This window comes from Amycolatopsis sp. NPDC104775, from assembly GCF_055583325.1.
Window position 1 is genome coordinate 599,401 of record NZ_JBVJOE010000004.1, and the last position, 21,818, is coordinate 621,218.

16 protein-coding genes are annotated in these 21,818 nt (G+C 70.1%); 10 read left to right on the forward strand and 6 right to left on the reverse strand.

All coding sequences use genetic code 11. The features are described 5' to 3' along the window. Positions 1 to 74: 74 nt before the first annotated feature. From ACZ63D_RS21435 to ACZ63D_RS21450, 4 genes are read left to right on the forward strand one after another with little or no spacing between them, the layout of a single operon-like run. Positions 75 to 632, forward strand: coding sequence for a (2Fe-2S)-binding protein (locus tag ACZ63D_RS21435; RefSeq protein WP_465356079.1), 558 nt, complete (start codon positions 75 to 77; stop codon positions 630 to 632). Further along, the gene (locus ACZ63D_RS21440) at positions 629 to 1,630 is read left to right on the forward strand and encodes an FAD binding domain-containing protein (protein WP_465356080.1); all 1,002 of its coding nucleotides are present in this window, start codon (positions 629 to 631) and stop codon (positions 1,628 to 1,630) included. The genes ACZ63D_RS21435 and ACZ63D_RS21440 overlap by 4 nt, the downstream gene beginning before the upstream one ends. Next, a complete protein-coding gene (locus ACZ63D_RS21445; protein ID WP_465356081.1) occupies positions 1,627 to 3,720 on the forward strand; it encodes a xanthine dehydrogenase family protein molybdopterin-binding subunit in 2,094 nt (697 codons plus the stop codon). Before ACZ63D_RS21440 ends, ACZ63D_RS21445 begins: the two co-directional genes overlap by 4 nt. A 29-nt stretch (positions 3,721 to 3,749) precedes the next feature. Continuing rightward, on the forward strand, positions 3,750 to 4,346 hold the full coding sequence (locus tag ACZ63D_RS21450; RefSeq protein ID WP_465356082.1) for a gamma carbonic anhydrase family protein: 597 nt from the start codon (positions 3,750 to 3,752) through the stop codon (positions 4,344 to 4,346). Between the two features lie 427 nt (positions 4,347 to 4,773). Here ACZ63D_RS21450 and ACZ63D_RS21455 read toward each other — a convergent pair whose 3' ends face one another. Then, positions 4,774 to 5,622, reverse strand: a complete 849-nt coding sequence (locus ACZ63D_RS21455; RefSeq protein ID WP_465356303.1) for an NAD(P)-dependent oxidoreductase — start codon at positions 5,620 to 5,622, stop codon at positions 4,774 to 4,776. A 23-nt stretch (positions 5,623 to 5,645) separates the two neighbouring features. Next, positions 5,646 to 6,512 carry an NAD(P)-dependent oxidoreductase gene (locus ACZ63D_RS21460; RefSeq protein WP_465356083.1) on the reverse strand — a complete coding sequence of 289 codons (867 nt, stop codon included), beginning with the start codon at positions 6,510 to 6,512 and terminating at the stop codon, positions 5,646 to 5,648. A 95-nt stretch (positions 6,513 to 6,607) separates the two neighbouring features. Here ACZ63D_RS21460 and ACZ63D_RS21465 point away from each other — a divergent pair, with 95 nt between their 5' ends. Further along, complete coding sequence (locus ACZ63D_RS21465) at positions 6,608 to 9,760, forward strand: AfsR/SARP family transcriptional regulator (protein WP_465356084.1); 3,153 nt, start codon at positions 6,608 to 6,610, stop codon at positions 9,758 to 9,760. 142 nt (positions 9,761 to 9,902) lie between these two features. Here the strand turns inward: ACZ63D_RS21465 and ACZ63D_RS21470 are convergent, their stop codons facing one another. After that, a complete protein-coding gene (locus tag ACZ63D_RS21470; protein ID WP_465356085.1) occupies positions 9,903 to 11,315 on the reverse strand; it encodes an amidase in 1,413 nt (470 codons plus the stop codon). Between the two features lie 107 nt (positions 11,316 to 11,422). Here ACZ63D_RS21470 and ACZ63D_RS21475 point away from each other — a divergent pair, with 107 nt between their 5' ends. Next, positions 11,423 to 12,388, forward strand: coding sequence for an Lrp/AsnC family transcriptional regulator (locus ACZ63D_RS21475; RefSeq protein ID WP_465356086.1), 966 nt, complete (start codon positions 11,423 to 11,425; stop codon positions 12,386 to 12,388). A 4-nt stretch (positions 12,389 to 12,392) separates the two neighbouring features. On the opposite strand, the gene helR is transcribed toward ACZ63D_RS21475, so the two are convergent. Together helR and ACZ63D_RS21485 are read right to left on the reverse strand one after the other, a co-directional pair. Beyond that, a complete protein-coding gene (helR, locus tag ACZ63D_RS21480; RefSeq protein WP_465356087.1) occupies positions 12,393 to 14,573 on the reverse strand; it encodes an RNA polymerase recycling motor ATPase HelR in 2,181 nt (726 codons plus the stop codon). A 734-nt stretch (positions 14,574 to 15,307) separates the two neighbouring features. Next, positions 15,308 to 16,417: an aldo/keto reductase gene (locus ACZ63D_RS21485; RefSeq protein WP_465356088.1), complete on the reverse strand. Its 1,110-nt coding sequence runs from the start codon at positions 16,415 to 16,417 to the stop codon at positions 15,308 to 15,310. A 360-nt stretch (positions 16,418 to 16,777) separates the two neighbouring features. Here ACZ63D_RS21485 and ACZ63D_RS21490 point away from each other — a divergent pair, with 360 nt between their 5' ends. Further along, entirely contained in the window at positions 16,778 to 19,030 is a 2,253-nt protein-coding gene (locus ACZ63D_RS21490) for an ATP-binding cassette domain-containing protein (protein WP_465356089.1), read from the forward strand. A gap of 50 nt (positions 19,031 to 19,080) precedes the next feature. On the opposite strand, the gene soxR is transcribed toward ACZ63D_RS21490, so the two are convergent. Next, positions 19,081 to 19,533, reverse strand: a complete 453-nt coding sequence (gene soxR, locus ACZ63D_RS21495; protein ID WP_465356090.1) for a redox-sensitive transcriptional activator SoxR — start codon at positions 19,531 to 19,533, stop codon at positions 19,081 to 19,083. A gap of 169 nt (positions 19,534 to 19,702) precedes the next feature. Between soxR and ACZ63D_RS21500 the strand changes: the two genes are divergently transcribed. The 3 genes from ACZ63D_RS21500 to infA all read left to right on the forward strand — a co-directional run bounded on the left by ACZ63D_RS21500 (position 19,703) and on the right by infA (position 21,807). After that, a complete protein-coding gene (locus ACZ63D_RS21500) occupies positions 19,703 to 20,614 on the forward strand; it encodes an NADP-dependent oxidoreductase (RefSeq protein WP_465356091.1) in 912 nt (303 codons plus the stop codon). Positions 20,615 to 20,804: 190 nt separating this feature from the next. Next, positions 20,805 to 21,596: a GNAT family N-acetyltransferase gene (locus ACZ63D_RS21505; RefSeq protein ID WP_465356092.1), complete on the forward strand. Its 792-nt coding sequence runs from the start codon at positions 20,805 to 20,807 to the stop codon at positions 21,594 to 21,596. Beyond that, complete coding sequence (gene infA, locus ACZ63D_RS21510) at positions 21,586 to 21,807, forward strand: translation initiation factor IF-1 (RefSeq protein ID WP_037818449.1); 222 nt, start codon at positions 21,586 to 21,588, stop codon at positions 21,805 to 21,807. The genes ACZ63D_RS21505 and infA overlap by 11 nt, the downstream gene beginning before the upstream one ends. Positions 21,808 to 21,818: the final 11 nt, after the last annotated feature.

The window sequence follows — 21,818 nt, forward strand, 5'->3', positions numbered from 1 at the left end:
CGGACAGCCGATAGGGGTGTTCGCGAAACTTGCCGCGGACGTTTGGGCCCGGGACGAGCGGGTATGGCGGCGGTATGCGACCGGGCGAGACGGAAACCATCGCGAGGCCGGACACCGCCAGCGCGGGCCGGACGATCGCGCTGCGCGTCGACGGGACCGAGCACCGGCTGACCGTCGACCCGCGCCGCACCCTGCTGGACCTCCTGCGCGAGCAGCTCGGCGACTACAGCGCCAAGAAGGGCTGCGACCACGGCCAATGCGGAGCCTGCACGGTCCTGCTCGACGGCCGCAGAGTGCTCTCCTGCTTGACGCTCGCACTGTCCTGCGACGGCACCGAGGTGACGACAGCCGCCGGGCTGGCGGAGGACGGCGAGTTGCATTCGCTGCAACGGTCGTTTGTGGACCACGACGCGTTCCAATGCGGCTACTGCACGCCGGGCCAGATCTGTTCGGCGGCCGGGTTGCTGGCGGAGTTCAGCGATGGCGCGCCCAGCCACGTCACCAAGCCGGTCGCTGACGCTCCACAGTGGACTGACGAGGAGATCGCCGAGCGGATGAGTGGCAACCTCTGCCGTTGCGGTGCCTACGCGGGGATCGTCGCAGCGGTTCGCGAAGCGGGAGAAAAGCGATGAAGCCGTTCGCGTACGGCAAACCGGCGACGACGACCGAGGCCGTGCGGGCCGTGGCGGCTGAGCCGTCCGCGATGTTCCTCGCTGGCGGCACCAACCTGGTCGACCACCTGAAACTCGGCATAGCGCAGCCGGATCGCCTGGTCGACGTGACGGGTCTGATGTCGACGGAAATCCGTGAGGACAACGGCGAACTGGTGATCGGCGCGGGCGTGCGCAACAGCGACCTCGCGGCCGACCAGCGAGTCCGGGAGCGGTATCCAGTGCTGGCCGAGGCGCTGCTGTCCGGAGCGTCGCCGCAATTGCGGAACATGGCCACCGTCGGCGGCAATCCGTTGCAGCGCACCCGCTGCGTCTATTTTCAGGACGTCACGACTCCGTGCAACAAGCGTTCGCCCGGGTCCGGCTGCTCGGCCCTCGGCGGCTACACGCGGCATCACGCGATCCTCGGCGCGTCCGAGCAGTGCGTCGCGACGCATCCCTCCGACATGGCCGTGGCGATGGCAGTGCTCGACGCGCGCGTCCACGTGCTTGGCCCGTCGGGCGAGCGGGTGCTGCCCTTCGCGGAACTGCACCGGCTTCCGGGCGAGCACCCGGAGCGCGACACCGTCCTCGAGCACGGCGAACTGATCACGGACATCACGCTGCCCGCCACCTCCTGGTCGCGCCGGTCGGCCTACCGCAAGGTGCGCGATCGGGCCTCCTACGCCTTCGCACTCGTCTCAGTCGCGATTGGACTGTCCATTTCGGACGATATTATCGAGGAAGTCCGGGTCGCTTTCGGCGGAGTGGCGCACAAACCGTGGCGCGCTGAGCGTGCCGAGCAGATCCTTCGCGGCGCACGGCCCAGCGACGACGTCTTCCGCGCGGCCGCCGACGCCGAACTCGCGGACGCCAAGGCGTTGGACGGTCTCGACGGCGGGAACGCGTTCAAGATCCCGCTCGCCGCGCGCACCCTGGCGGCGGTGCTGCGCGACCTGACCGAGGAGCGCGACCGATGACCGGATTGCTGGAACCGCGAGCGATCGGACGCGGGCTCACCCGCCGCGACGGCCCGGCGAAAGTCACCGGGACCGCGCCGTACGCCTACGAACACCCCGTCGCAGCACCGCTTTACTGCTACCCGATTCAGTCGACCATCGCTCGCGGCCGTTGTCTGCGGATGAGCACCGTCGAAGCCGAAGCCCTCGACGGCGTCCAGAGCTTGATCACCCCCTTCACCGCCGAACGGCTCGCCAACACCGACGACGCCGAGCTAGCGGTGCTGCAGGACTGCGAAATCCCGTTTCGCGGCCGGGTGATCGGGCTCGTCCTGGCCGAGACGTCCGAGACCGCACGGCACGCGGCGGAACTCGTCGACGTGCAGTACGAGACGGATTCTTTCAACGCCCGGCTCACCGCCGACGATCCCGAACTTTACCGGCCGGACAAGGTAAACCCCAGTTTCGCGACCGACACGAGCGAAGGCGACCTCGAAGCCACGTCCGCCGTGACAGTGGAGCAGACCTACACCACGGCGATGTACCACAACAACCCGCTCGAGCCGCACACAACAACGGCCTTGTGGGACGGGGACGTGCTGACGCTGTGGGATTCCACCCAGAGCGTGCACTCGGTGCGGTCCACCGTGGCGAAGGTGTTCGGCCTTCCCGCCGACCGGGTCCGGGTGATCTGCCCGTACCTCGGCGGGGGGTTCGGCTCGAAAGGCATGCCGCACGCCAACGTCGTGCTCGCCGCGCTGGCCGCCCGGACCGTGCCGGGCCGTCCGGTGAAGCTCGCGCTGACCCGGCAGCAGATGTTCAGCCTGGCCGGATACCGCACGCCGACGATCCAGCGGATCCGCCTCGGCGCCGACCGCGACGGACAGCTGGAGTCGCTTCGGATGGAGGTTTTCGAGCAGACCTCGCGGATCAAGGAGTTCGCCGAACAGACCGCCACGCCCGCGCGGATGATGTACGCCGCGCGGAACCGGGCCACCAGCCACCGGCTCGCGAAGCTCGACGTCCCGGTGCCGTCGTGGATGCGCGCGCCGGGGGAGTGCCCGGGGATGTTCGGCCCGGAAGTGGCGATGGACGAGCTCGCCGAGGCGCTCGGCGTCGATCCGGTCGACCTGCGGGTTCGCAACGAACCGGAGCGGGACCCCGAAACGGGTCTCCCGTTCTCCAGCCGGAACCTGGTCGAATGCCTGCGCACCGGAGCCGAACGCTTCGGCTGGAACGAACGCGACCGGCGACCAGGCGTCCGCCGCGACGGGCCGTGGCTGGTCGGCAGCGGCGTCGCGGCCTCGGTGTACCCGGCGAAACGGATGACCGGGTCGAGCGCGACCGTCCGGTTCGAAAAAGGCCGCTACGCCGTCGAAATCGGCGCGGCCGACCTGGGAACCGGCGCGTGGACCATCCTGCCGCAGATCGCGGCGGACGCCCTGGACGTACCCGTCGATTCCGTCGAGGTTCGGATCGGCGACACCACCTTCCCGAAAGCCACGGTCGCGGGCGGCTCGACTGGAACCGCGTCGTGGGGCTCGGCGGTGGTCGCGGCCGCGCGGGCGTTCCGGGAGAAGTACGGCTCCGACCCCGGCGACGGCGATGAGGCGCAGGCGGAAACCCCGGAAAACCCGGCAGAGAAGAACTACGCGATGTACGGGTTCGGCGCGCAGTTCGCCGAGGTGCGAGTCGACGCCGACACTGGCGAGGTCAGGGTGTCGCGGCTGCACGGCACGTTCGCGGTCGGCCGGATCGTCAACCCGGTCACCGCGCGCTCGCAGCTGCTCGGCGGCATGACCATGGGCCTGTCGATGGCGTTGCACGAGAACAGCGTCCTCGACCCGCGGTTCGGCCACGTCGTCAACCACGACCTCGCCGAGTACCACATCGCGACCAACGCCGACGTCGAAGACCTGCGCGCGGACTGGCTCGACGAAACCGATCCGCACCTCAACCCCATGGGCAGCAAGGGAATCGGCGAAATCGGCATCGTCGGCACCGCGGCGGCGGTGGCCAACGCGGTCCACCACGCGACCGGGGTGCGGGTGCGGGACTTGCCGATCACGCTCGACAAGCTGCTGCCCGGTCTGCCCGGCGCGACGCGGTAGGGCCGGTCGCGGCGGGCTAGCGTGGGCGGATGCTGATCGAACATCGAGGGCAGAAGCCGGTAGTCCCTGAATCGGCGTATGTCGCGCCGTCCGCGGTGCTGTGCGGCGCGGTCGTTCTCGGCGAACGGGCCCGGATTCTGCACGGCGCGGTGCTCACCGCGGAAGACGGCGAGATCCGCACCGGCTCGGACGTCGTGATCATGGAAAACGCACTGGTCCGGGGCCGGGCCGCGCATCCCGCGACACTCGGGGACGCGGTCCTGATCGGCCCGCACGCCCATGTCAACGGCGCCGTCGTCGAGAACGAGGTGTTCGTGGCGACCGGGGCCTCCCTGTTCCCGGGCTCGGTCGCCGGCGCCGGAGCGGAGTTGCGGATCAACAGCGTGCTGCACGTCAATTCCCGCCTCGAACCCGGCGCGGTGCTGCCCATCGGCTGGATCGCCGCGGGGGACCCGGCCGAACTCTTCTCCCCGGACCGGCACGACGAGCTGTGGGAACTCCAGCGCATCTTGGACTTCCCCGGCACTGTTTACGGCGCGTCGAGAGACACTTCGATGCGCGAGCTCATGCTCCGGCAAGCTGAGTTCTACGGTTCCCATAAGGATGATCGTCTTCTTGGGGAATGACCGTCGCCCGGGCGCGTCGCGGAGGAAGACGAGTGCGGCCGCTCCCGATGCGAGCGGCAAGGCGTCCTTCCTGGCATCCTCAGGGAAACCGACGGGCGAGCCGTGCAGGCCAGTCCAGGCGAAACGGAAGCGGGGGACGTGGACATATTCTGGTGGGCGATCATCATCATCGCCGTTCTCTCCGTGGTGGTGCTCGGTGCCGGGCTGGCCATCATCGTCCCGCTGAGAAACTGGTTGCGCGCTCGGCAGCTGCGGACCGGTTACCACGTGGGCCCTCCCGCCGGCCAGTATCCGCCGCCTCAACGCCCGCCCGGTCCGCAATACCCGCCGCGGCGACCGCCAACCGCGCCCCGGCAACAGTGAAACACCCAGTGCGGCCGGAGAGGGGAAGCGCGGCGAAAGACCCCGCCCGCGCTTCCCCCAACGCTCACGCCCTGCTGCGAATCACCTCAACCAGACTGGTCCAGCTGTCCCGCCCATGCCCAGCGGCGACAGCCCGGTCGTAGTGCTCCTTCACCGCGGCGGGCAGAGCCACATCGATCCCCGCGTCGCGGCTCGCAGCGAGGATGTGGTCAGCCGTCGCGCCCATCATCCGAGCGTTCGCCTGGTCGCCCGGATGGACACCGCTGTCGGCGTTCTTCGCCGCCTCGTCCAGGGACGTCTGCACCAGCGTCAGCAATTCCGTCGCATACGGCACCAGCGTCGCGGCGGGCACCCCAGCTGTGCCGACGAGCGCGGCGGAGTGCAGGAACGCCGAGAGCGTGGTGAGGAACAGGTCCAGCAACGACTGGTAGTACAGCTGCGCCAGACCCGGGTCCGCACCCCGGTAGTCCGGCCGCCCGATTACGCGCAGGGCCGGTTTGATCCGTTCGAAGGTCGGCTGCGCGCCGCTGTAGAACACGAACGAACCCTCGGTGCCGACGACCGGCGCGGGCACCATGATCCCGCCGGCGATCATCTCCGCGCCGCGCGCGGCCAGCCATTCCGCGGCCACCCGGGTCCGCTCCGGCGTGTCCGAGCTGAGGTTGACCACGATCTTGCCGCGCAGCGCGTCCTCGGTCGGCGCGAGAATGTCGTACATCGCCTGATAATCAGTAAGGCTCAGGAGCACCAGTTCGTTCGCGGCCAGCGCCTCGGAGACGGTCGCCGCACGCTTCGCGCCCTCGGCCACCAGCCCATCGGCCCGGCTCGCGGTGCGGTTCCACACCGTCACCTCGTGGCCCGCCGCCAGGTAGGCCCGCACCATGGCCTGCCCCATTGGGCCGAGGCCGATCATCGTCACGTTCACGGTAATTCTCCTTATTTCTTCAGCAGTTCGATGACGCTCGTGAGGTTTTCCGCGCCGTGCCCGTCGGCGGCGCGGCGCACGAGCAGCCGGTGCAGCGGCGCGAGCAGTTCGCTGCTGACCCCTTGGTCGGCCGCGGCGGCGGGCAGGTTGTCGAACGCGGCCGCTTGCATCCCGAGGTTCGACACGACGCCCTGGGTGTAGTCGCCGCTGTCGACCTCGACGGCCGCGTGGTCGGCGAAGCTGCCCATCGCGGTCAGCCACCCGCTCAGCAGCGGCGCGAATTCGACCGCGGACAGCCCCTCGCTGTGGATCAGTGCGTAGGCCTGCAAGACGCCGGTGAACAGCCCGTACATCCCCGAGAGCAGCGCGAGGTCGTGCAGTGCGGCCAGCCCCGGATCCTCGCCGACGTAGTTGCTGCCGCCGAACGCGTCGAACGTCGCGCGGTGCGTCTCGAACACGTCCTTGGGTCCGCTGTAGAACACGAACGCGCCGGGCTGCCCGATCATCGGCGGGACGGCCATGATGCCGCCGTCGAGGAACGTCCCGCCTCGTTCCGAGACCCATTCGGCCAGCTCACGGGCCTGCCGAGGGGTTCCGTTGGTCAAATTCACCACCGTCCGGCCCGCCAGCGAGGTAGTGCCGAGCACCTCGCGCACCGAAGCGTCGTCCAGCAGGCAGACGATCACCAGTTCGCTCGCCGCGACCGCCCCGGCGGCCGACTCCGCCGCCACCGCACCCCGCGTCACCAGCGGTTTCGTCTTGTCCGACGAGCGGTTCCAGACCGTCAGCGGCGCTCCCGCGTCCAGCAGCGCGCCCGCCAGCGCACTGCCCATCGCACCGAGCCCCAGCACGGTCACCGCGGCCGTATTCCCGGACATGTCGTCCCTCCAGTTCGTTGATCTGCCGACCACGGTGCCCAGCGCCGCGCACGGTTCGCTGCGGGTCCGCGCACGGGTGCGGTTACGGTGGATTCGTGCGATTCGGCATCCTGGGGCCCCTGGCCGTGAACAGCGACGACGGACGGCCGGTGCGGGTGCCCGAGGCGAAGGTCCGGACCCTGCTCGCGGTCCTGCTCGTGCACGAAGGCCGTCCGGCGTCGGCGGACCGGCTCGCCGACGACCTGTGGGGCGACCAGCTGCCCGGCAACCCGGTCAACACCCTGCAGACGAAGGTCTCGCAGCTGCGCCGCGCACTCGAACGGGCCGAACCGGGTTCCGGCGGCGCGCTGGTGCACCAAGCTCCCGGTTATGTCCTGCGGGTCGAACCGGAGGCGGTGGACGTCGGACGCTTCCGCGCGTTGACCACAGCGGCGAGCACGGCGGAGGACCCGCAGTCCAAGGTCGCGTTGCTCACCGAAGCGCTGGCGTTGTGGCGGGGCCCGACGCTCGCCGAGTTCGCCGACGAAGCCTTCGCGCAGCCGGTGATCCAACGGCTCGAAGAGGATCGCCTTGCCGCGCAAGAAAACCTCGCCGACGCGCGGCTCGCGTTGGGCGAACATGCCGCGCTGACCGCGGAACTCGCCGACCTCGTCCGGCAGCATCCGTTGCGGGAACGGCTGCGCGCGCTCCAGGTGCGTGCGCTGTACGCGGCCGGACGGCAAAGCGAAGCGCTGGCCTCCTACGACGAACTCCGCCGCCGTCTCGCCGACGAGCTAGGCCTCGATCCCGGCCCCGAGCTGACCGCGCTGCACCGGTCGATCCTGGCGCACGACCCGGCTCTGATCACCGTCGTCCCGCGGCTTCCGGTGCCGCTCACCGAACTGGTCGGCCGGACCGCCGCTGTCCAGGCCGTCGGCACGCTCGTCCGCGAATCCCGGCTGGTGACGCTCACCGGACCCGGCGGCGTCGGCAAAACCCGGCTCGCCCTGGAGACCGCGCACCGGCTCGGCGGCGACTTCGCCGCGGGCGCGTGGCTGGTGGAGCTGACCGGCATGGACCGGCACGAGTGCGCCCTGAGCCAGTGCCCGCCGGTCGAGTGGGTAGTGGAGGCGATCGCCGCCACGCTGGGGATTCGCGACGCCGCGGCGCCCGCCCAGGCGGATCCGGCCGAGCGGCTGGCCGAATCCTTGCGCGGCAAGGAAACCCTGATCGTGCTGGACAATTGCGAGCAGCTGATCGAGCCGGTCGCCGCGACCGCCGCACGGCTGCTGGCCGCCGCGCCCGGACTGCGGATCCTCGCCACCAGCCGCGAACAGCTCGGGCTCGCCGGGGAAACCCAGTTCCCCGTGCCGCCGCTGGACCACGACAGCGCCGCGCGGCTGTTCACTGCCCGCGCCGCGGACACCGGGTACACTGTGGACAGTGCGGATGCCGCTGCGGTCACCGAGATTTGCCGGAAACTGGACGGCTTGCCGCTGGCCCTCGAACTCGCCGCGACTCGCGTGCGCACCCTGGGCGTACCGGAGCTGCTGCGCCGTCTGGACGATCGGTTCCGCCTGCTGGACACCACTCGCCGCGGCGTGCCCGCCCGGCAGCAGACCCTGCGCGCGATGATCGACTGGAGCTGGGAACTTCTGAGCGAGCCGGAACGCCTTGTGCTGCAACGTTTGTCAGTGCACACCGAGGATTGCGCACTGGACGCGGCCGAGGCGGTCTGCGCGGGCGACGGCGTCGAAGAAGGCGAAGTGCTGGGTCTGCTGGCGAAGCTCGTCGACCGCTCGCTGGTCGTGCCCGTGAACACCGGCGTGCCGCGCTACCGGCTGCTCGAATCGGTGGCGGTTTACGGCTTGGAGCGGCTGCGCGAAGCGGGCGACCTCGACAAGACGCGACGTCGGCACGCCGAGTACTACGTCCAGCTCGCCGGTGCGGCGGACGCCGGTCTCCGCGGCCGGGACCAGCGGCGCTGGCTGCACCGGCTCGACGCGGACCTGCCCAATCTCCGTGCCGCGGCGGAAAACCTGGCCGGATGGGGAAGCGCCGACGACGCGCTGCGGTTGGCGAACCGCCTGGCCTGGTACCGATTCCTGCGCGGCCGGATGGCCGAAGCGATGCGCTCCCTGCGCGTGGCGCTCACCCTGCCAGGCGGCGACCCGGACCTGCGCACGGAAGCACAGGCGACGCTCACCGCGCTCGGCATCCTCGCCAGCGAACGCCCCGACTGGCGTCCCGTGGCCGAACTCCCGCTGAGCGCCCGGGCCAAGTGGTTCATCGGCTACGCACTGTCCACAGTGGCCGATCTGCCCGGAGCCGAACCGCTGACCCTGGACGCCCTCGCCGCCTTCGAAGCCTCCGGCGACCAATGGGGAATCGCCGCGGCCAGCGGCGACCGGGCGAGCCAAGCACTGGCGAGAGGCGATATCGCCGGAGCGAGACGGCACGCCGATCGCTGCGCGGACCTGTTCGCTGAAATCGGCGACCAATGGGGCCAGCTGCAGGCGATTTTCGCGCAGGGCACGTTAGGGACGCTTTCCGGGGATTACGCTCGATCCGAGGCTGGCTATGCCGAAGGGCTGCGGATCGCCGAGGAGCTGGGGTTGTGGCCGGAAGCGTCGTACCAGCTGTCGTGGCTGGGCCGGGTCGCCTTGCTGCGCAAGGATTATGCCGCCGCCCGCGAACTGCATCACCGAGCCCGTGAGGTCGCTGCGGAACACGGCTTCACCCCCGGGGAAATGTACGCACTGACCGGGCTGGCTCTCGGTGCCCGGCGCGAAGGCGACCTCGATCTCGCCGAGAAGCATTTGCGGAAACTGCTCGCATGGAACCGGCAGGTCGATTTCGAACCGGGGAATACGTTGATCCTCGCGGAACTCGGTTTTGTCGCCGAACTGCGCGATGATCCGGAGACCGCGCTGCTACGGCAGCAGGAAGGGTACGAAATCGCTCAGCGGACGGGAGACCCGCGAGCGATCGCGTTGGCACTGGAAGGTTTGGCGGGCGCCCACGCCCTGGCCGGTGCCGCCCGCGAGGCCGCGCGCCTGCTGGGCGCTGCCGCGGCCGCCCGGGCTGGGGTCGGGGCTCCGCTGCCCGCCGCGGAGCGGGTGGACGTGGACCGGATCACCGCCCGCGCGAGCGCGGTGCTCGGCGCGGCTGATTTCGCGACGGAGTTCCGCGCGGGCGGCGAGTCGGGGGACGGGCCGCAGGGTCCCGGTCGCTTGCTTGAAGGTGTGCGCGGCGCGGAGAAGTCCTAGCGCGCTCCGCAGCGGTGCGCTGCTCTGCGGCTTCCCAGGCCGAGGTCAGCGCCCTGCGGCCACCCACAAATGAGGTGCTCGACCGAGCGCCAACCCCTTGCTCACGGATCTCGGCCAACCCGACCGGAGCCACCGCCGACCGTCAGAAAACCGGCCGCCGCTCCCCATGCCGGGTCGCCTGCTCGAAAGCATGCCCGGCCCGGAGCAACCCCAGCTCTCCCCGCACCGGCGCGATGATCTGCAATCCCACCGGACGTCCGTCCCCGGTGAACCCGGCGGGCACCGACAGCGCCGGGCAGCCGGTCGCCGAGATCGAGTACGCCGAGCGCATCCACTCCAGGTAGTCGTGCATCGGCTGCCCGGCAACGGTTTCCGGATATTCCCACTCCACCGGGAACGGCGGCAGCTGGCTCACCGGCGCGAGCAGCAGGTCGTACTCCGTGAAGAACTCCCGCATCCCGCTGATCAGCTGAAGCTGCCGAGTCTGCGCCCGCGCGATGTCGGCACCGGAAAGCGTTGCGCCGAAAGCGATGTTTCCCGCGAGCGTCCGCTTCACCTTGTCCGGATGTTCTTCGAGCAGATCGCCGAGCCCGGCGTGGAACAGCCATCCGCGCAGGGTGCGGAACACGTCGTCGGCCACGGTGAGATCCGGGCAGGCCGGTTCGACGCGGCAGCCGAGGTCGGCGAACACCTTCACCGCCGGTTCCAGCACGGCGTTGACCGCCGGATCGACCGGCAGACCGCCGAGGTCCGGCGACCACGCCACGCGCAGGCCGGAGAGGTCGGCGTCGAGGGGCCCGGCGAAGGGCGCGGCGGGCTGGTCGAGCGAGATCGGGTTGCGTTCGTCGTGCCCGGCGATGACAGACAGAAGCAGCGCGACGTCGGCGACCGTCCGGCCCATCGGCCCCTGCACGCCCAGCGCCTCCCACGGCATCGTCGCGGGCCAGGTCGGCACGCGGCCGGGCGACGGACGCAGGCCGACGACGTTGCAGAACGACGCCGGATTGCGCAGCGAACCGCCCATGTCGCTGCCCTCGGCGAGCGGTTGCAGGCCCGCGGCCAGCGCTGCCGCCGCGCCCCCGCTGCTGCCGCCAGCGGACAGCTCCCGCCGGTACGGGTTGCGCGTGGCTCCGAAAACCGGGTTCATTGTGTGCGAACCGGCCCCGAACTCCGGCACGTTCGTCTTGCCGAGCGTGATCGCACCCGCGTTCCGGATCCGCTCGACGACGAGGGTGTCGCTGTCGGGCACGTGGTCGGCGAAAATGGGGGAGCCGTAGGTGGTGCGGACTCCGGCGACGTCGTGCGTGTCCTTGTGCGCCACCGGAATCCCGTGCAGCGGACCGATTTCCTCGCCGTGCGCGAGTCGTTCGTCGGCGGCCGCGGCCTCGCTCAGCGCGCGCTCGGCGGTGAGGGTGACGATGGCGTTGATCTGGGGGTTGACCAGCTCGATCCGATCCAGATGGGCGCGCAGCACCTCACGGGCGGACAGCTCGCGCGTGCGCAGCCGCCGGGCCAGTTCGCGGGCGGGCAAGTAGCAGATCTCCTCGGCGCTCACTGGCCTCCCTTTCGCTGGTGTCCGTTCGCGACGTCAGCATCGCGCGCGGTGCTGAGGTCAGACAAGGCTCGCTCGACAAATGGCGGAATCAGCCACAGTATTGGCTGATGACCGCACGTCTGGACCCTCTCGACCGCCGGATCGTCGGTGCGCTGCAGGTTGACGGCCGCGCTTCCTGGCGGCGGATCGCCGAGGTGCTGGACGCGCCCGAGCGCACAGTGGCCCGTCGCGGAACACACCTGCTGCACACCGGCGTCGTGACGGTTGTCGCCGTTTCTCCGCACGGGGTGCCGCTGCTGCTGCGCGGCCGCTGCCAGGCCGGGCTCGGCCGTCCCGCGGGCACCGCGCTCGCGGGACGGCCGGAGACGAGCTTCTGCTACCTGATCACCGGGCAGGGCGAACTGGTCGCCGAGGTCTTCTGCGACCGCAACCGCCTGCAGACCTTCATGTTCGACGAAATGGCGGCAATCCCCGGTCTGCACGATCTGACGGCAGATACCGTCACGCGCTACTACCGCACCATCCACGAATGGCAGCCCGGCCTGCTCAGCCCGGCCGAGACGGAGGCGCTCTCATCGCTCCCGCAAGCGACTCCGCAACCCCGGCAGCCCGACGGCGTCGCCTTCAGCAGCGACGAACGCGCCATCGTGCGCGCGCTGCGCGAAGACGGCCGACGGACCCACGAGGAACTCGCGCGCGCCGCCGGAATCTCGGAATCGACCGTCCGTCGCCGGCTGGAAGCGTTGCGGCGGGAGGAAAAGGTGTTCATCCGAGCCGTGGTGGAGCCGGCCGTGCTCGGGCTTCCGGTCGAGGCCCTGCTGTGGATCCGCTGCCGCCCGCACCACGTCGACGACCTCGGGCGGGCACTGCTGGCCTCGCCGCACGTGCGGTACGCGGCGGCGATGACGGGCGAGTATCAGCTGCTCGCTGACGTGACCTTGCCCGACATCGCCGCGTTGCACGAGTTCGTCGGCAGTTCGGGATGGTCCCGGCAGGCGGATTCGGTGCATACCGGGGTGGTGCTCAAGGCGTTGAAGCGCAGCAGCGTCCTCGCGCCGGAGCTGCGCTCCTGACCGGCTAGACCCGTTCCTCCAACCCGTTCAGCACCGACGGCAACGCGCCGCGGTGCAACACGCCGAGCCGTTGCGTCGCCCGCGTCAACGCGACGTACAACTCGGCTTCGCCGCGCGGGCCTTCCGCGAGAATCCGGTCCGGGTCCACCAGAAGCACGGCGTCGAACTCCAGGCCCTTCGTCTCCGACGCTGGCACCGCACCGGGCACATCCGGCGGCCCGATCACGACGCTGGTCCCTTCCCGGCCCGCTTCTTCCCGGACGAATTCCTCGACCGCGGCGGGCAATTCGTCGTCGGCGACCTTCCGCGACCACGGCCGGACCCCGCACGCGCGCACCGATTCCGGCGGCTCGACGCCCGGCGCGAACTCGGCCAGCACCGCCGCCGCGACCGCCATGATTTCCGCTGGGGTGCGGTAGTTGACGGTGAGCGAACGGTAGGCCCACCGGCCCGGAACGTACGGATCCAGCATCGTGCCCCAGTCCGTCGCACCCGCCGCCGACCGCCGTTGCGCGAGGTCGCCGACCACGGTGAACGACCGGCTCGGGCACCGCCGCATCAGCACCCGCCAGTCCATTTCGGACAGTTCCTGGGCCTCGTCGACCACGACGTGCCGGTACGTCCAGTCCCGGTCCGCGGCGGCGCGTTCGGCGAGGTCGCGGGTGTCGGTCTCGACGAAGCGTTCCGCCAGGTCGGTGTCGTAGAGCAGGTGTTCGGCGGACAGGCCGATGTCCTCGTCCATCTCCTCGCGGTCGAGCCGCATGATGTCGAGCACGCCGGCCGCGTACTCGGCCTCCGCCTCGCGGTCGGCCTGGTCCTCCCGCTGCTTCGCCCGGTCCGGCACCTTGCCCAGGAGGTCGATCAGCTCGTCCAGGAGCGGGATGTCCGAGACCGTCCACTCGCTGCCTGGCTCGCGCAGCAGCGCCTGGCTGGCTCCGGCCGCGTTGAGCCGCGCGGGGGAGGAATACAGCGTGGTCAGCAGGCTTTCCGGGGTCAGCACCGGCCAGAGGCGGTCGATGGCCTTGACGAACGCGGTGCTGGCGAGAAGTTCGCCGACCAGCGTCGAGCGGAGATCTTCCCATTCCTCCTTGTCGTCGCGAGTGAGCCAGCCGCGTCCGATGCGGCTCATGGCGCGTTCGGTGAGCACGTACGTGACGATCTCGACGAACACCGCCCGCGCCTCGTTGTGCGGCCGCCCGCTCTGCCTCGCCTCGTCCCGCGCCCACTCGGCGGTCGCCGCGTCGATCCGGACCGTGGTGTCGCGGAGCTCGATCGAGATCGGTTCCGCGGGCAGCTCCTGCCGGTCCGCGACCGCCGCGGCGAGGACGTCGAGCATCCGCAGAGATCCCTTGAACCGCGCGATTTCCGGCTCGTCTTCGGCGTGCGCCCGCAGCCCCGGCAGCAGCCCGCCCGGGGTGGTGAAGACCACGTCGGACTCGCCGAGCGACGGCAGCACCCGGCCGATGTGGTTCAGGAACGACGGATTCGGCCCGAGGACGAGGACGCCGTGGCGCTCCATCCGCTCGCGCTGCGTGTAGAGCAGATACGCGACGCGGTGGAGCGCCACGACGGTTTTCCCGGTTCCTGGCCCTCCCTCAATGACCAGGACGCCCGGGTGGTCGAGCCGGATGATGCGGTCCTGCTCGGCCTGGATCGTCGCGACGATGTCCCGCATCCCCTCCCCGCGCGGCGCGTTGACCGCGGCGAGCAGCGCGGCGTCGGCGTCGTTCTCCTCGCCGCTGCCCGGCCGCCCGAAGACCTCGTCGGTGAAGGAGGCGATCTGCCGCCCGCGGGTGTGGAACTGCCGCCGTCGCCGCATGTTCTCGGGCGTGGCCGCGGTAGCGGTGTAAAACGCGCTCGACGCCGGCGCGCGCCAGTCGAGAAGGACGGGTTTGTACTCGTCGTCCTCGTCGAAAAGCCCGATCCGGCCGATGTAGGAATGCTCGCCTTCGAGCGAGTCGAGCCGCCCGAAACACAACCCGGAGTCCGCGACCGACAGCCGCCGCGTTTCGCGAGCGAGCGCGCGCACCTCGACGTCCCGCTCGCCCGGCGTCTCGTCGTTTCGCTTGAGGGCAGCGGTGTAGCGCTCCTTGGCCCGCGCGCGCTCGCCGTCGAGCCGCCGGTACAGCCCGGCGACGTAGTCCTGTTCGGACCGCAGTTCTTCTTCGTACCCCTGAGTTGACACGTGCCCCTCGCTGCTGTTATTCTGAAAACAGATTCGGCGCGAACTTCTGATTGCCTGGTGAAGACGCGTCGATTTTTTATTGTCCACCCGTTGTCAAGTGGTGGGGCGGACTGGCGTTTTCTTGCGGTTTTTTCTCTTGCCGGGAGTCGTTCGCGGTCGGCGGGTTGTGTGGGTCGGCGGGTTGCGTGGCACGCTCGTCCGAGCCGAGCCGAGCCGAGCCGAGCCGAGCCGAGCCGAGCCGAGCCGAGCCGAGCCGAGCCGAGCCGAGCCGAGCCGAGCCGAGCCGCAACGAGCCGAGCCGCAACGAGCCGAGCCGAGCCGAGCCGAGCCGCAACGAGCCGAGCCGCAACGAGCCGCAACGAGCCGCAACGTGGCGGGGCAGGCTCCGGCGGACCGCGTCGAGTCCTCGGGCAGGCGCGGATTCCGGCGTCGAGGGCCGAGTCCGGCGCGCAGGCGAGCGGGCGCGTCCGGAGGCGGGCGGTGCGGAACCGGACCCGGAGGCGGCCTAGCTGCGGCACGGCGACCATCTCGCTGGCGGCACCGCATTCCCGCACGCCCCGAATCCCGAATAGCCCCGCGACAATCCTGCACAGCGCCCCCGACAGCCCGAATTTCCATGGTCGAGCAGCGATTCTGCGGCATCCCCCGGGGCTTGCGGCAAGCCCCGGGGTGCGCTATATCTTGAAAAGGGCGGGGGAAATTATTTTTTCAGCAGCGCGCGGAATCCGCGCGGTTCACGGCTGCGCTGGCACCCAGTTCCGCACCACTGGCCGGTAACCCTCCGGTTTGTCGCCCACCTTCAGGCCGGGGTTGATCAGCCACGACTGGTAGTCCGGCGTGAACATCCGGTACGGCCCGGCGGGCGGCACTTCGCTCGCGCGGTCCAGGGCGTCGCGCAGATCGGCGGGCAGGGTGAAGTCGAGCGCGTGCATCGTCGCGTCCAGTTGCTCCGCGCTGCTCGCCCCGACGATCGCCGACGCGACGCCCGGTTGCGTCGCCACCCAGTTGATCGCGACCTGTGCCATCGTCACGTTGAGCTCGTCGGCGACCGTCTCGAGCGTCTTGAGCAGCTCCCACTGCCGCGCGGTCCAGGTCCCGGCCCCGGCGGCGCCCTCGCCGGTCAACCGGCCCTCGCCGCTCAGCCCGGCCGACGAGCTGCGGTATTTGCCGCTCAGGAACCCGCCGCCGAGCGGGCTCCACGCGGTGATTCCCAGGCCCAGTTCCTGACCCGCCGGGACGTGCTCGGTTTCGATCGTCCGCTCGATCAGCGAATACGGCAGCTGCAGGCTGATCATCGGCGGCAGCGAATGCGCGTCGGCGAGCGTCTGGGCGCGGCTCGCGTACCAGGCGGGCACGTCGGACAGCCCGGCGTACCGGATCTTCCCCGACCGCACCAGGTCGTCGAACGTGCGCAGCACCTCCTCGACCGGCGTGATCCGGTCCCACGTGTGCAGCAGGAACAGGTCGAGATAATCGGTGCCCAGCCGGCGCAGCGACGCCTCCACCGACCGGATCATGTGCTTGCGCCCGTTGCCGCCCGCGTTCGGATCGCCCGGGTCGACGCTGTTGGTGAACTTCGATGTCAGCACGAGCCGGTCCCGGACACCCGTCTCGGCGAGGAACTTGCCGAGCAGCCGCTCGCTCTCGCCCGCCGTGTAGAAATCCGCGGTGTCGATGAAATTGCCGCCTTCCTCGACGTACTTGCGGAAGATCGGCCGCGCCTCGTCCTCGGTCTTCCCGTAGGCGGCGTGGAACCCGTCGACGCCGAAGTTCATCGTGCCGAGCGCGAGCCTGCTGACCCGCAATCCGGACCGGCCGAGCAGGTAATACTGGTCAAGAGACATCGGGGGCCTCGCTCCGTTCCCGAAAACGCGTGCGGGACGGCGCCCGCCTGACCCGGCCAGGGTGCTCCCGGAAAAATGGACCAGCAAGTCCAAACTTGCGGGCGCGACGGCCCCGAGGGAGAGCCGGGAGCGGCCCAGGTCGAGGAAAGCCGAGGCCGGATTCACCGGTGCGCCGAAGACTTCTCCCGAAGGTCGCGATCCGCTCCGGCTCTCCGAAACCCGCCCGGCCAGGAATCCGGTTCAACCCGACCCAGGGAAGCCCGATCGAGCCAGGCTCATGAGAGGCGCGTCACTGCGAACCTGGCCCACCCGACCCCGCTCCGCCCGCCGAACCCCCAACCGGCACGTAGGCTGCGAGACATGCCGTCGAACATGATCAGCCTCCGCGGTGTGCGCACTCACAACCTGGCCGACGTGGACGTGGACATCCCGAAGCACCAGCTGGTCGCGGTCACCGGCGTGTCGGGGTCCGGCAAATCCTCGCTGGCGTTCGCGACGCTCGCGGCCGAATCGCGGCGGCAGCTGTATTCGACGATGCCCGCGTTCGTCCGCACGAAACTGCCGCACGATCCGGCTCCGGAGGCCAGTTCGCTCAGCGGCCTGACCACCGTCGTCGTGGTGGACCAGCGGCCGCTCGGGACGAATTCGCGGTCGACGGTCGGCACCGCCACCGAGGTGTGGACGATGCTGCGGATGTTGTTCTCCCGCCTGGGCGAACCGTCCGCGGGTTACTCGCCCGCGTACTCCTTCAACGATCCTTCCGGCATGTGCCCGGCGTGCGCGGGGCTCGGCACCGTCACCGACATCGACGGCGAGCGGATGATCGACCGCAGCCGTTCGCTCAACGACGGGGCGATGGTCTTCCCCAGTTTCGCGGTCGGCAGCTGGATCTGGAAGCGCTATGTCTACTCGGGATTCTTCGACAACGACATCCCGCTGCGGGAGTGGCCTGAGGAACTGGTGCAGTTCCTTCTGCACGGGCCGACGCAGAAGCCGCCGAATCCGTTGCCGCGGTTCCCGGCCAGCGCCCAGTATCAGTCGATGGTGCCGCGGATCCGGCGGCTGCTCGTGGAGCGCGAGGCCAAGATGGGGCCGGCGGTGCGGGCGGCGCTGGCCGAGGTGACCGAGCAGCGGCCGTGCCCGGACTGCGGCGGCAGCAGGCTCGCCCCGGCCGCGCGGGAAAGCCGGGTCAACGGGGTGTCCATTGTGGACCTCGGATATCGCGACGCGGCGGGACTGCTCGAATTCTGCGCCGGACTGGACCACGAGTGGGCACGTCCGCTCGTGGCGGCGCTGCGGTTGCGGCTGGAATCGATGATCACGCTCGGCCTCGGGCACCTGCACTGCTACCGCGCGACGCCGACGCTGTCCGGCGGCGAATCGCAGCGGCTGAAACTGGTGCGGCACTTGGGATCGAGCCTCACCGACCTCACCTACGTGCTGGACGAACCGACCGACGGGCTGCATCCGGCCGACGTCGCGTCTTTGGTTGATGTACTACGGCGGCTGCGTGATCACGGCAATACGGTGCTGGTAGTGGATCACCACGAAGCGGTGATGGCAGCCGCCGACCATGTGATCGACCTGGGACCGGGAGCCGGGGAAGCGGGCGGGCGCGTGGTGTTCCACGGTTCGCCGGAGGAATTGCGGAAGGCGGACACGACGACCGCGCGAGCGCTGCGCACGGGCGTCCGGCTCAAGGACAGGCTGCGGGAGCCCACCGGCTGGCTGCCGTTGCGCGGGCTGGACCGGCACACGCTGCGCGGTATCGACGTCGACGTGCCGACGGGCGTGCTGACGGTGATCACCGGGGTGGCGGGGTCCGGGAAGTCGACGCTGGCGGGCGAACTCGCCGAGCGGCACCCGCGGTTCACGGTGGTCGACCAGAGCCAGATCGTCGCGACGTCGCGGTCGACGGTCGGTACCTGGCTCGGCCTGGCCGATCCGGTGCAGCGGGCGTTCGCCGAGGCGAGCGGCGAGTCGCCGAAGCTGTTCAACCCGCGTTCGCAAGGCGGCTGCCCGGCCTGCCGCGGCACCGGCGTGCGGCGGACTGACCTGGCGTTTTTGGAGGACGTCGACACGCCGTGCGAGGAGTGCGACGCGACCGGATTCCGTCCCGAGGCACTGAAAACCCGGCTGGAAGGGCGGACGGTGCTCGAGGTGCTGGGCACCCCGGTGTCGGCGCTGGCGCGGTACGTGCCGCATCCGGACGTGGTCCGGCTGGCCGCGCTGCTCGGCGAGCTGGGGCTCGGGCACCTGGCGAGCGGCCGCACGCTCGACACTCTCTCCGGCGGCGAGCGGCAACGGCTGAAACTCGCCCGCCAGCTCGACTCGACCAGCGACGACCTGCTCGTCGACGAACCCACTGCGGGCCTGCATCCCAGCGACACCACGCGGATGGTGGCCCTGCTGGACCGGCTCGTCGACGAGGGCCGGACGCTCGTCGTGGTCGAGCATTCGCTGCACGTGGTCGCCGCGGCGGACTGGGTGCTCGACCTCGGCCCCGGCGCGGGCGAGAACGGCGGCCAGGTGCTCTACACCGGCACGCCGAAGGGCCTCGCCGAGCACGACGGCGCGACCGGGCGGTACTTCCGGGCCGCGCTCGGCGGTTAAGCCGCTCCGCCGCGTCGCAGCCCGGTTCTGTCCGTGGGGGAGACGCGTAGCTAATGGGGGAACCGGCGCGCCCCAGCGCCGCTCTGCCCGAGAACGTCGTCCGGATTCGAGTACGGGCAGGATTTCAGCGACAGGCATCCGCAGCCGATGCAGTCGCTGAACCGGTCGCGCAGCGCGGTCAGTTCCTCGATCCGCGCGGTGAGGCGGTCGTGCCAGCGGCGGGAGATGCGCGCCCAGTCGCGTTTGGTGGGGATGCGCTGGTCCGGCAGCTCGGCGAGCGCGTCCTTGATCTCTTCCAGCGACACCCCGACCCGCTGCGCGGTCCGGATGAAGGCGATCATGCGCAGCGTGTCGCGCCGGTACTCGCGCCGGTTGCCGCTCGTGCGCCTGCTCGCGATGAGCCCGCGGCTTTCGTAATAGTGCAGCGTCGGGACGCTCACGCCGGCGCGTTCGGCGATCTGTCCCGGCTTCAGCCAGACGACCTCGCTTGTGATCTGGGGCATCGCAGCTCTTTCCGTGCTTGACATCAAGTCCGCTTGATGAAGTCCACTTTAGGTGCCGCCCAGCCGGCGGCGATTGGAGCGCGACGAAGTGCTCGCGTTCGGCGATAACGAGGAGTACGGAGCAGAAGTGTTGGCAGATCAGAAAGAAGCAAAGTCGCGCGGAATCGTGATGCGCGCTGCCGCGATCGACAAGTTCGGACCTGCCGAACTTCTGACCACCCATCAGCTGCCGACGCCGGTCGCGGGCCCGGGGGAGGTGCTGGTGCGCGTCGAGGCGGCGGGCGTTCAGCCGACCGACGTCGCGATCCGGGACGGCTGGACGCCGCCGGGCACGACCATCGAGTTCCCGCAGATCCTGGGCAACGAGTTCGCCGGGACGATCGTCGAGGTCGGTGCTGGAGTGACCGGATTCGGGACAGGGGACCAGGTTTCCGGGTTCCGGTCGCTGGGCTGCTACGCCGAATACGTCGCCGTGCCCGCCAGCCAAATAGCGCTTAAGCCCGAGAACGTCGATTGGCTGACGGCCGGGGCGTTGTCCGCGTCCGGGCAGACCGCGCACACCGCATTGGAACGGCTCGGCGCGCGGTCCGGCGAGACGATCCTGATCCACGGCGCGGCCGGTGGCGTCGGCTCGATGGCGGTCCAGTTGGCGCGCCACCGCGGTTTGCGCGTGGTGGGGACCGGCAGCGAACAGAACCAGGAATATCTCCGCACGCTCGGTGCCATACCAGTGGTGTACGGAGAAGGCGAACTCGACCGTCTCCGCGCGGCCGCTCCGGACGGCATCGACCTTGCTCTCGACACCGCCGGGCACGGGAACCTTCGCACCGCGGCGGAAATCGTGCCGGATCGCAACCGCATCGGGTCCATTGTGGAGCCGCCACTGGCGGCGGAACTCGGTGCGCAATGGCTCAACAGCGACCGGTCCGCCCGGCGGCTCCGCGAGCTGCTCGACCTGTGCGCGCGAGGGGAGCTGCGGGTGACCGTCCGGGCGGAGTATTCGCTCGACGACGCCGCGAACGCCCATCGCGACGTGGCCGCCGGGCACGGTCGCGGCAAGGTGGTGCTGCGGATCGGCTGAGCGGGATTAAATCGGTGGACGGGGGTTTCGCGCGCCGTCTAGGGTTCGTCCCGACCGTGACTCGGCACCAGGAGGTGAGACCCATGAACGCTGTTTCGATGTGGGTGCTCCCCGTGTCGTCACGGTCGGGCGGCTGACGTAGGGGTCGCCAGGAGCGCCTTGAGCAAAGGCACTCCGAAAGGTGACCATCATGGACACTCTGCGTTTCACCGCTGGCGAACCCGCTGTGCGGATCACCCGGGTCGAACCGGGACTGTGGCAGGCGCTGGACGAGGGCAGGCTCGCCGGCCGCGGCGAAGCCACCACGCGCCCCGACGGACGGGTCTTCCTCAGCGTCGACGCCTGGCATCGCTCCGTCTTCGACCAGCTCGCCCGCGAGATGCTGGCCGCGCTGCCGGACCCCGTCCACACCGTGGTCGACGAAACCGACCGCGAACTGCTGGACGGCTGGCAACGGGCCGGCCTGACGGTCCGGCGGCGCGAGTGGGAGTACGTCGTGCCCACAGACCCGCAGGTCACCGGGCCGGTGGCGGTGCCGTCAGGCGTCGCGATCGTGCCCGCCGGATCCGCTGACGAAGGCTTGTTGCGAGAGCTGGACCGCGTCATCCGCGCCGAAGTCGAGGCGAGCGTCGGCTGGACTGAGATGCCAGCGGAGGTGCTGCCTCGCCCGGCGGGCGACACCGTCGTGGACGCGTCGAAGTACGCCGTGGCTGTCGAGAACGGCGAGTATGTGGGCCTGGTCCGGGTAGTTCAGGTGACGCGCCTGCCCCGGATCGGGCTCATCGCCGTCCGCGCGGATCGGCAACGCCGCGGCATCGCGCGCGGGTTGTTGCTTCACACGCTCGACGTCTTCCACCGAGCGGGCCGCATGACGGCATCGGCCGAGGTGAACGAGGCCAACGAAGCGGCGACGGCGCTGTTCGAAGGCATCGGCGCGCGGCGGGCGAACAGCACGGTGGAGTTGATGCGCCATGGCCGGTAAGGGCGGGATCGAAGTCGAGGGGACCGTGGTCGAGTGCCTGCGCGACGCCCGGTTCACCGTCGAGCTGGCGAACGGGCACCACGTGCTGGCCCACATCAGCGGCAAGATCAGGAAGAACTTCATCAAGATCGTGCCGTTCGACCGGGTCCTGGTGGAGCTGAGCCCGTACGACCTCGACCGCGGCCGGATCCTGTTCCGGTACCGGAACTAGGCCGGTCCGTC

Coding starts and splice junctions, on each gene's coding strand:
- ACZ63D_RS21500 (WP_465356091.1), top strand. CDS start 19,703: ATGCGCGCTGCCGCGATCGACAAGTTCGGACCTGCCGAACTTCTGACC.
- ACZ63D_RS21435 (WP_465356079.1), top strand. CDS start 75: ATGCGACCGGGCGAGACGGAAACCATCGCGAGGCCGGACACCGCCAGC.
- ACZ63D_RS21450 (WP_465356082.1), top strand. CDS start 3,750: ATGCTGATCGAACATCGAGGGCAGAAGCCGGTAGTCCCTGAATCGGCG.
- ACZ63D_RS21485 (WP_465356088.1), bottom strand. CDS start 16,417: ATGTCTCTTGACCAGTATTACCTGCTCGGCCGGTCCGGATTGCGGGTC.
- ACZ63D_RS21440 (WP_465356080.1), top strand. CDS start 629: ATGAAGCCGTTCGCGTACGGCAAACCGGCGACGACGACCGAGGCCGTG.
- ACZ63D_RS21455 (WP_465356303.1), bottom strand. CDS start 5,622: ATGATCGGCCTCGGCCCAATGGGGCAGGCCATGGTGCGGGCCTACCTG.
- ACZ63D_RS21490 (WP_465356089.1), top strand. CDS start 16,778: ATGCCGTCGAACATGATCAGCCTCCGCGGTGTGCGCACTCACAACCTG.
- soxR (WP_465356090.1), bottom strand. CDS start 19,533: ATGCCCCAGATCACAAGCGAGGTCGTCTGGCTGAAGCCGGGACAGATC.
- ACZ63D_RS21505 (WP_465356092.1), top strand. CDS start 20,805: ATGGACACTCTGCGTTTCACCGCTGGCGAACCCGCTGTGCGGATCACC.
- infA (WP_037818449.1), top strand. CDS start 21,586: ATGGCCGGTAAGGGCGGGATCGAAGTCGAGGGGACCGTGGTCGAGTGC.
- ACZ63D_RS21460 (WP_465356083.1), bottom strand. CDS start 6,512: ATGTCCGGGAATACGGCCGCGGTGACCGTGCTGGGGCTCGGTGCGATG.
- ACZ63D_RS21475 (WP_465356086.1), top strand. CDS start 11,423: ATGACCGCACGTCTGGACCCTCTCGACCGCCGGATCGTCGGTGCGCTG.
- ACZ63D_RS21445 (WP_465356081.1), top strand. CDS start 1,627: ATGACCGGATTGCTGGAACCGCGAGCGATCGGACGCGGGCTCACCCGC.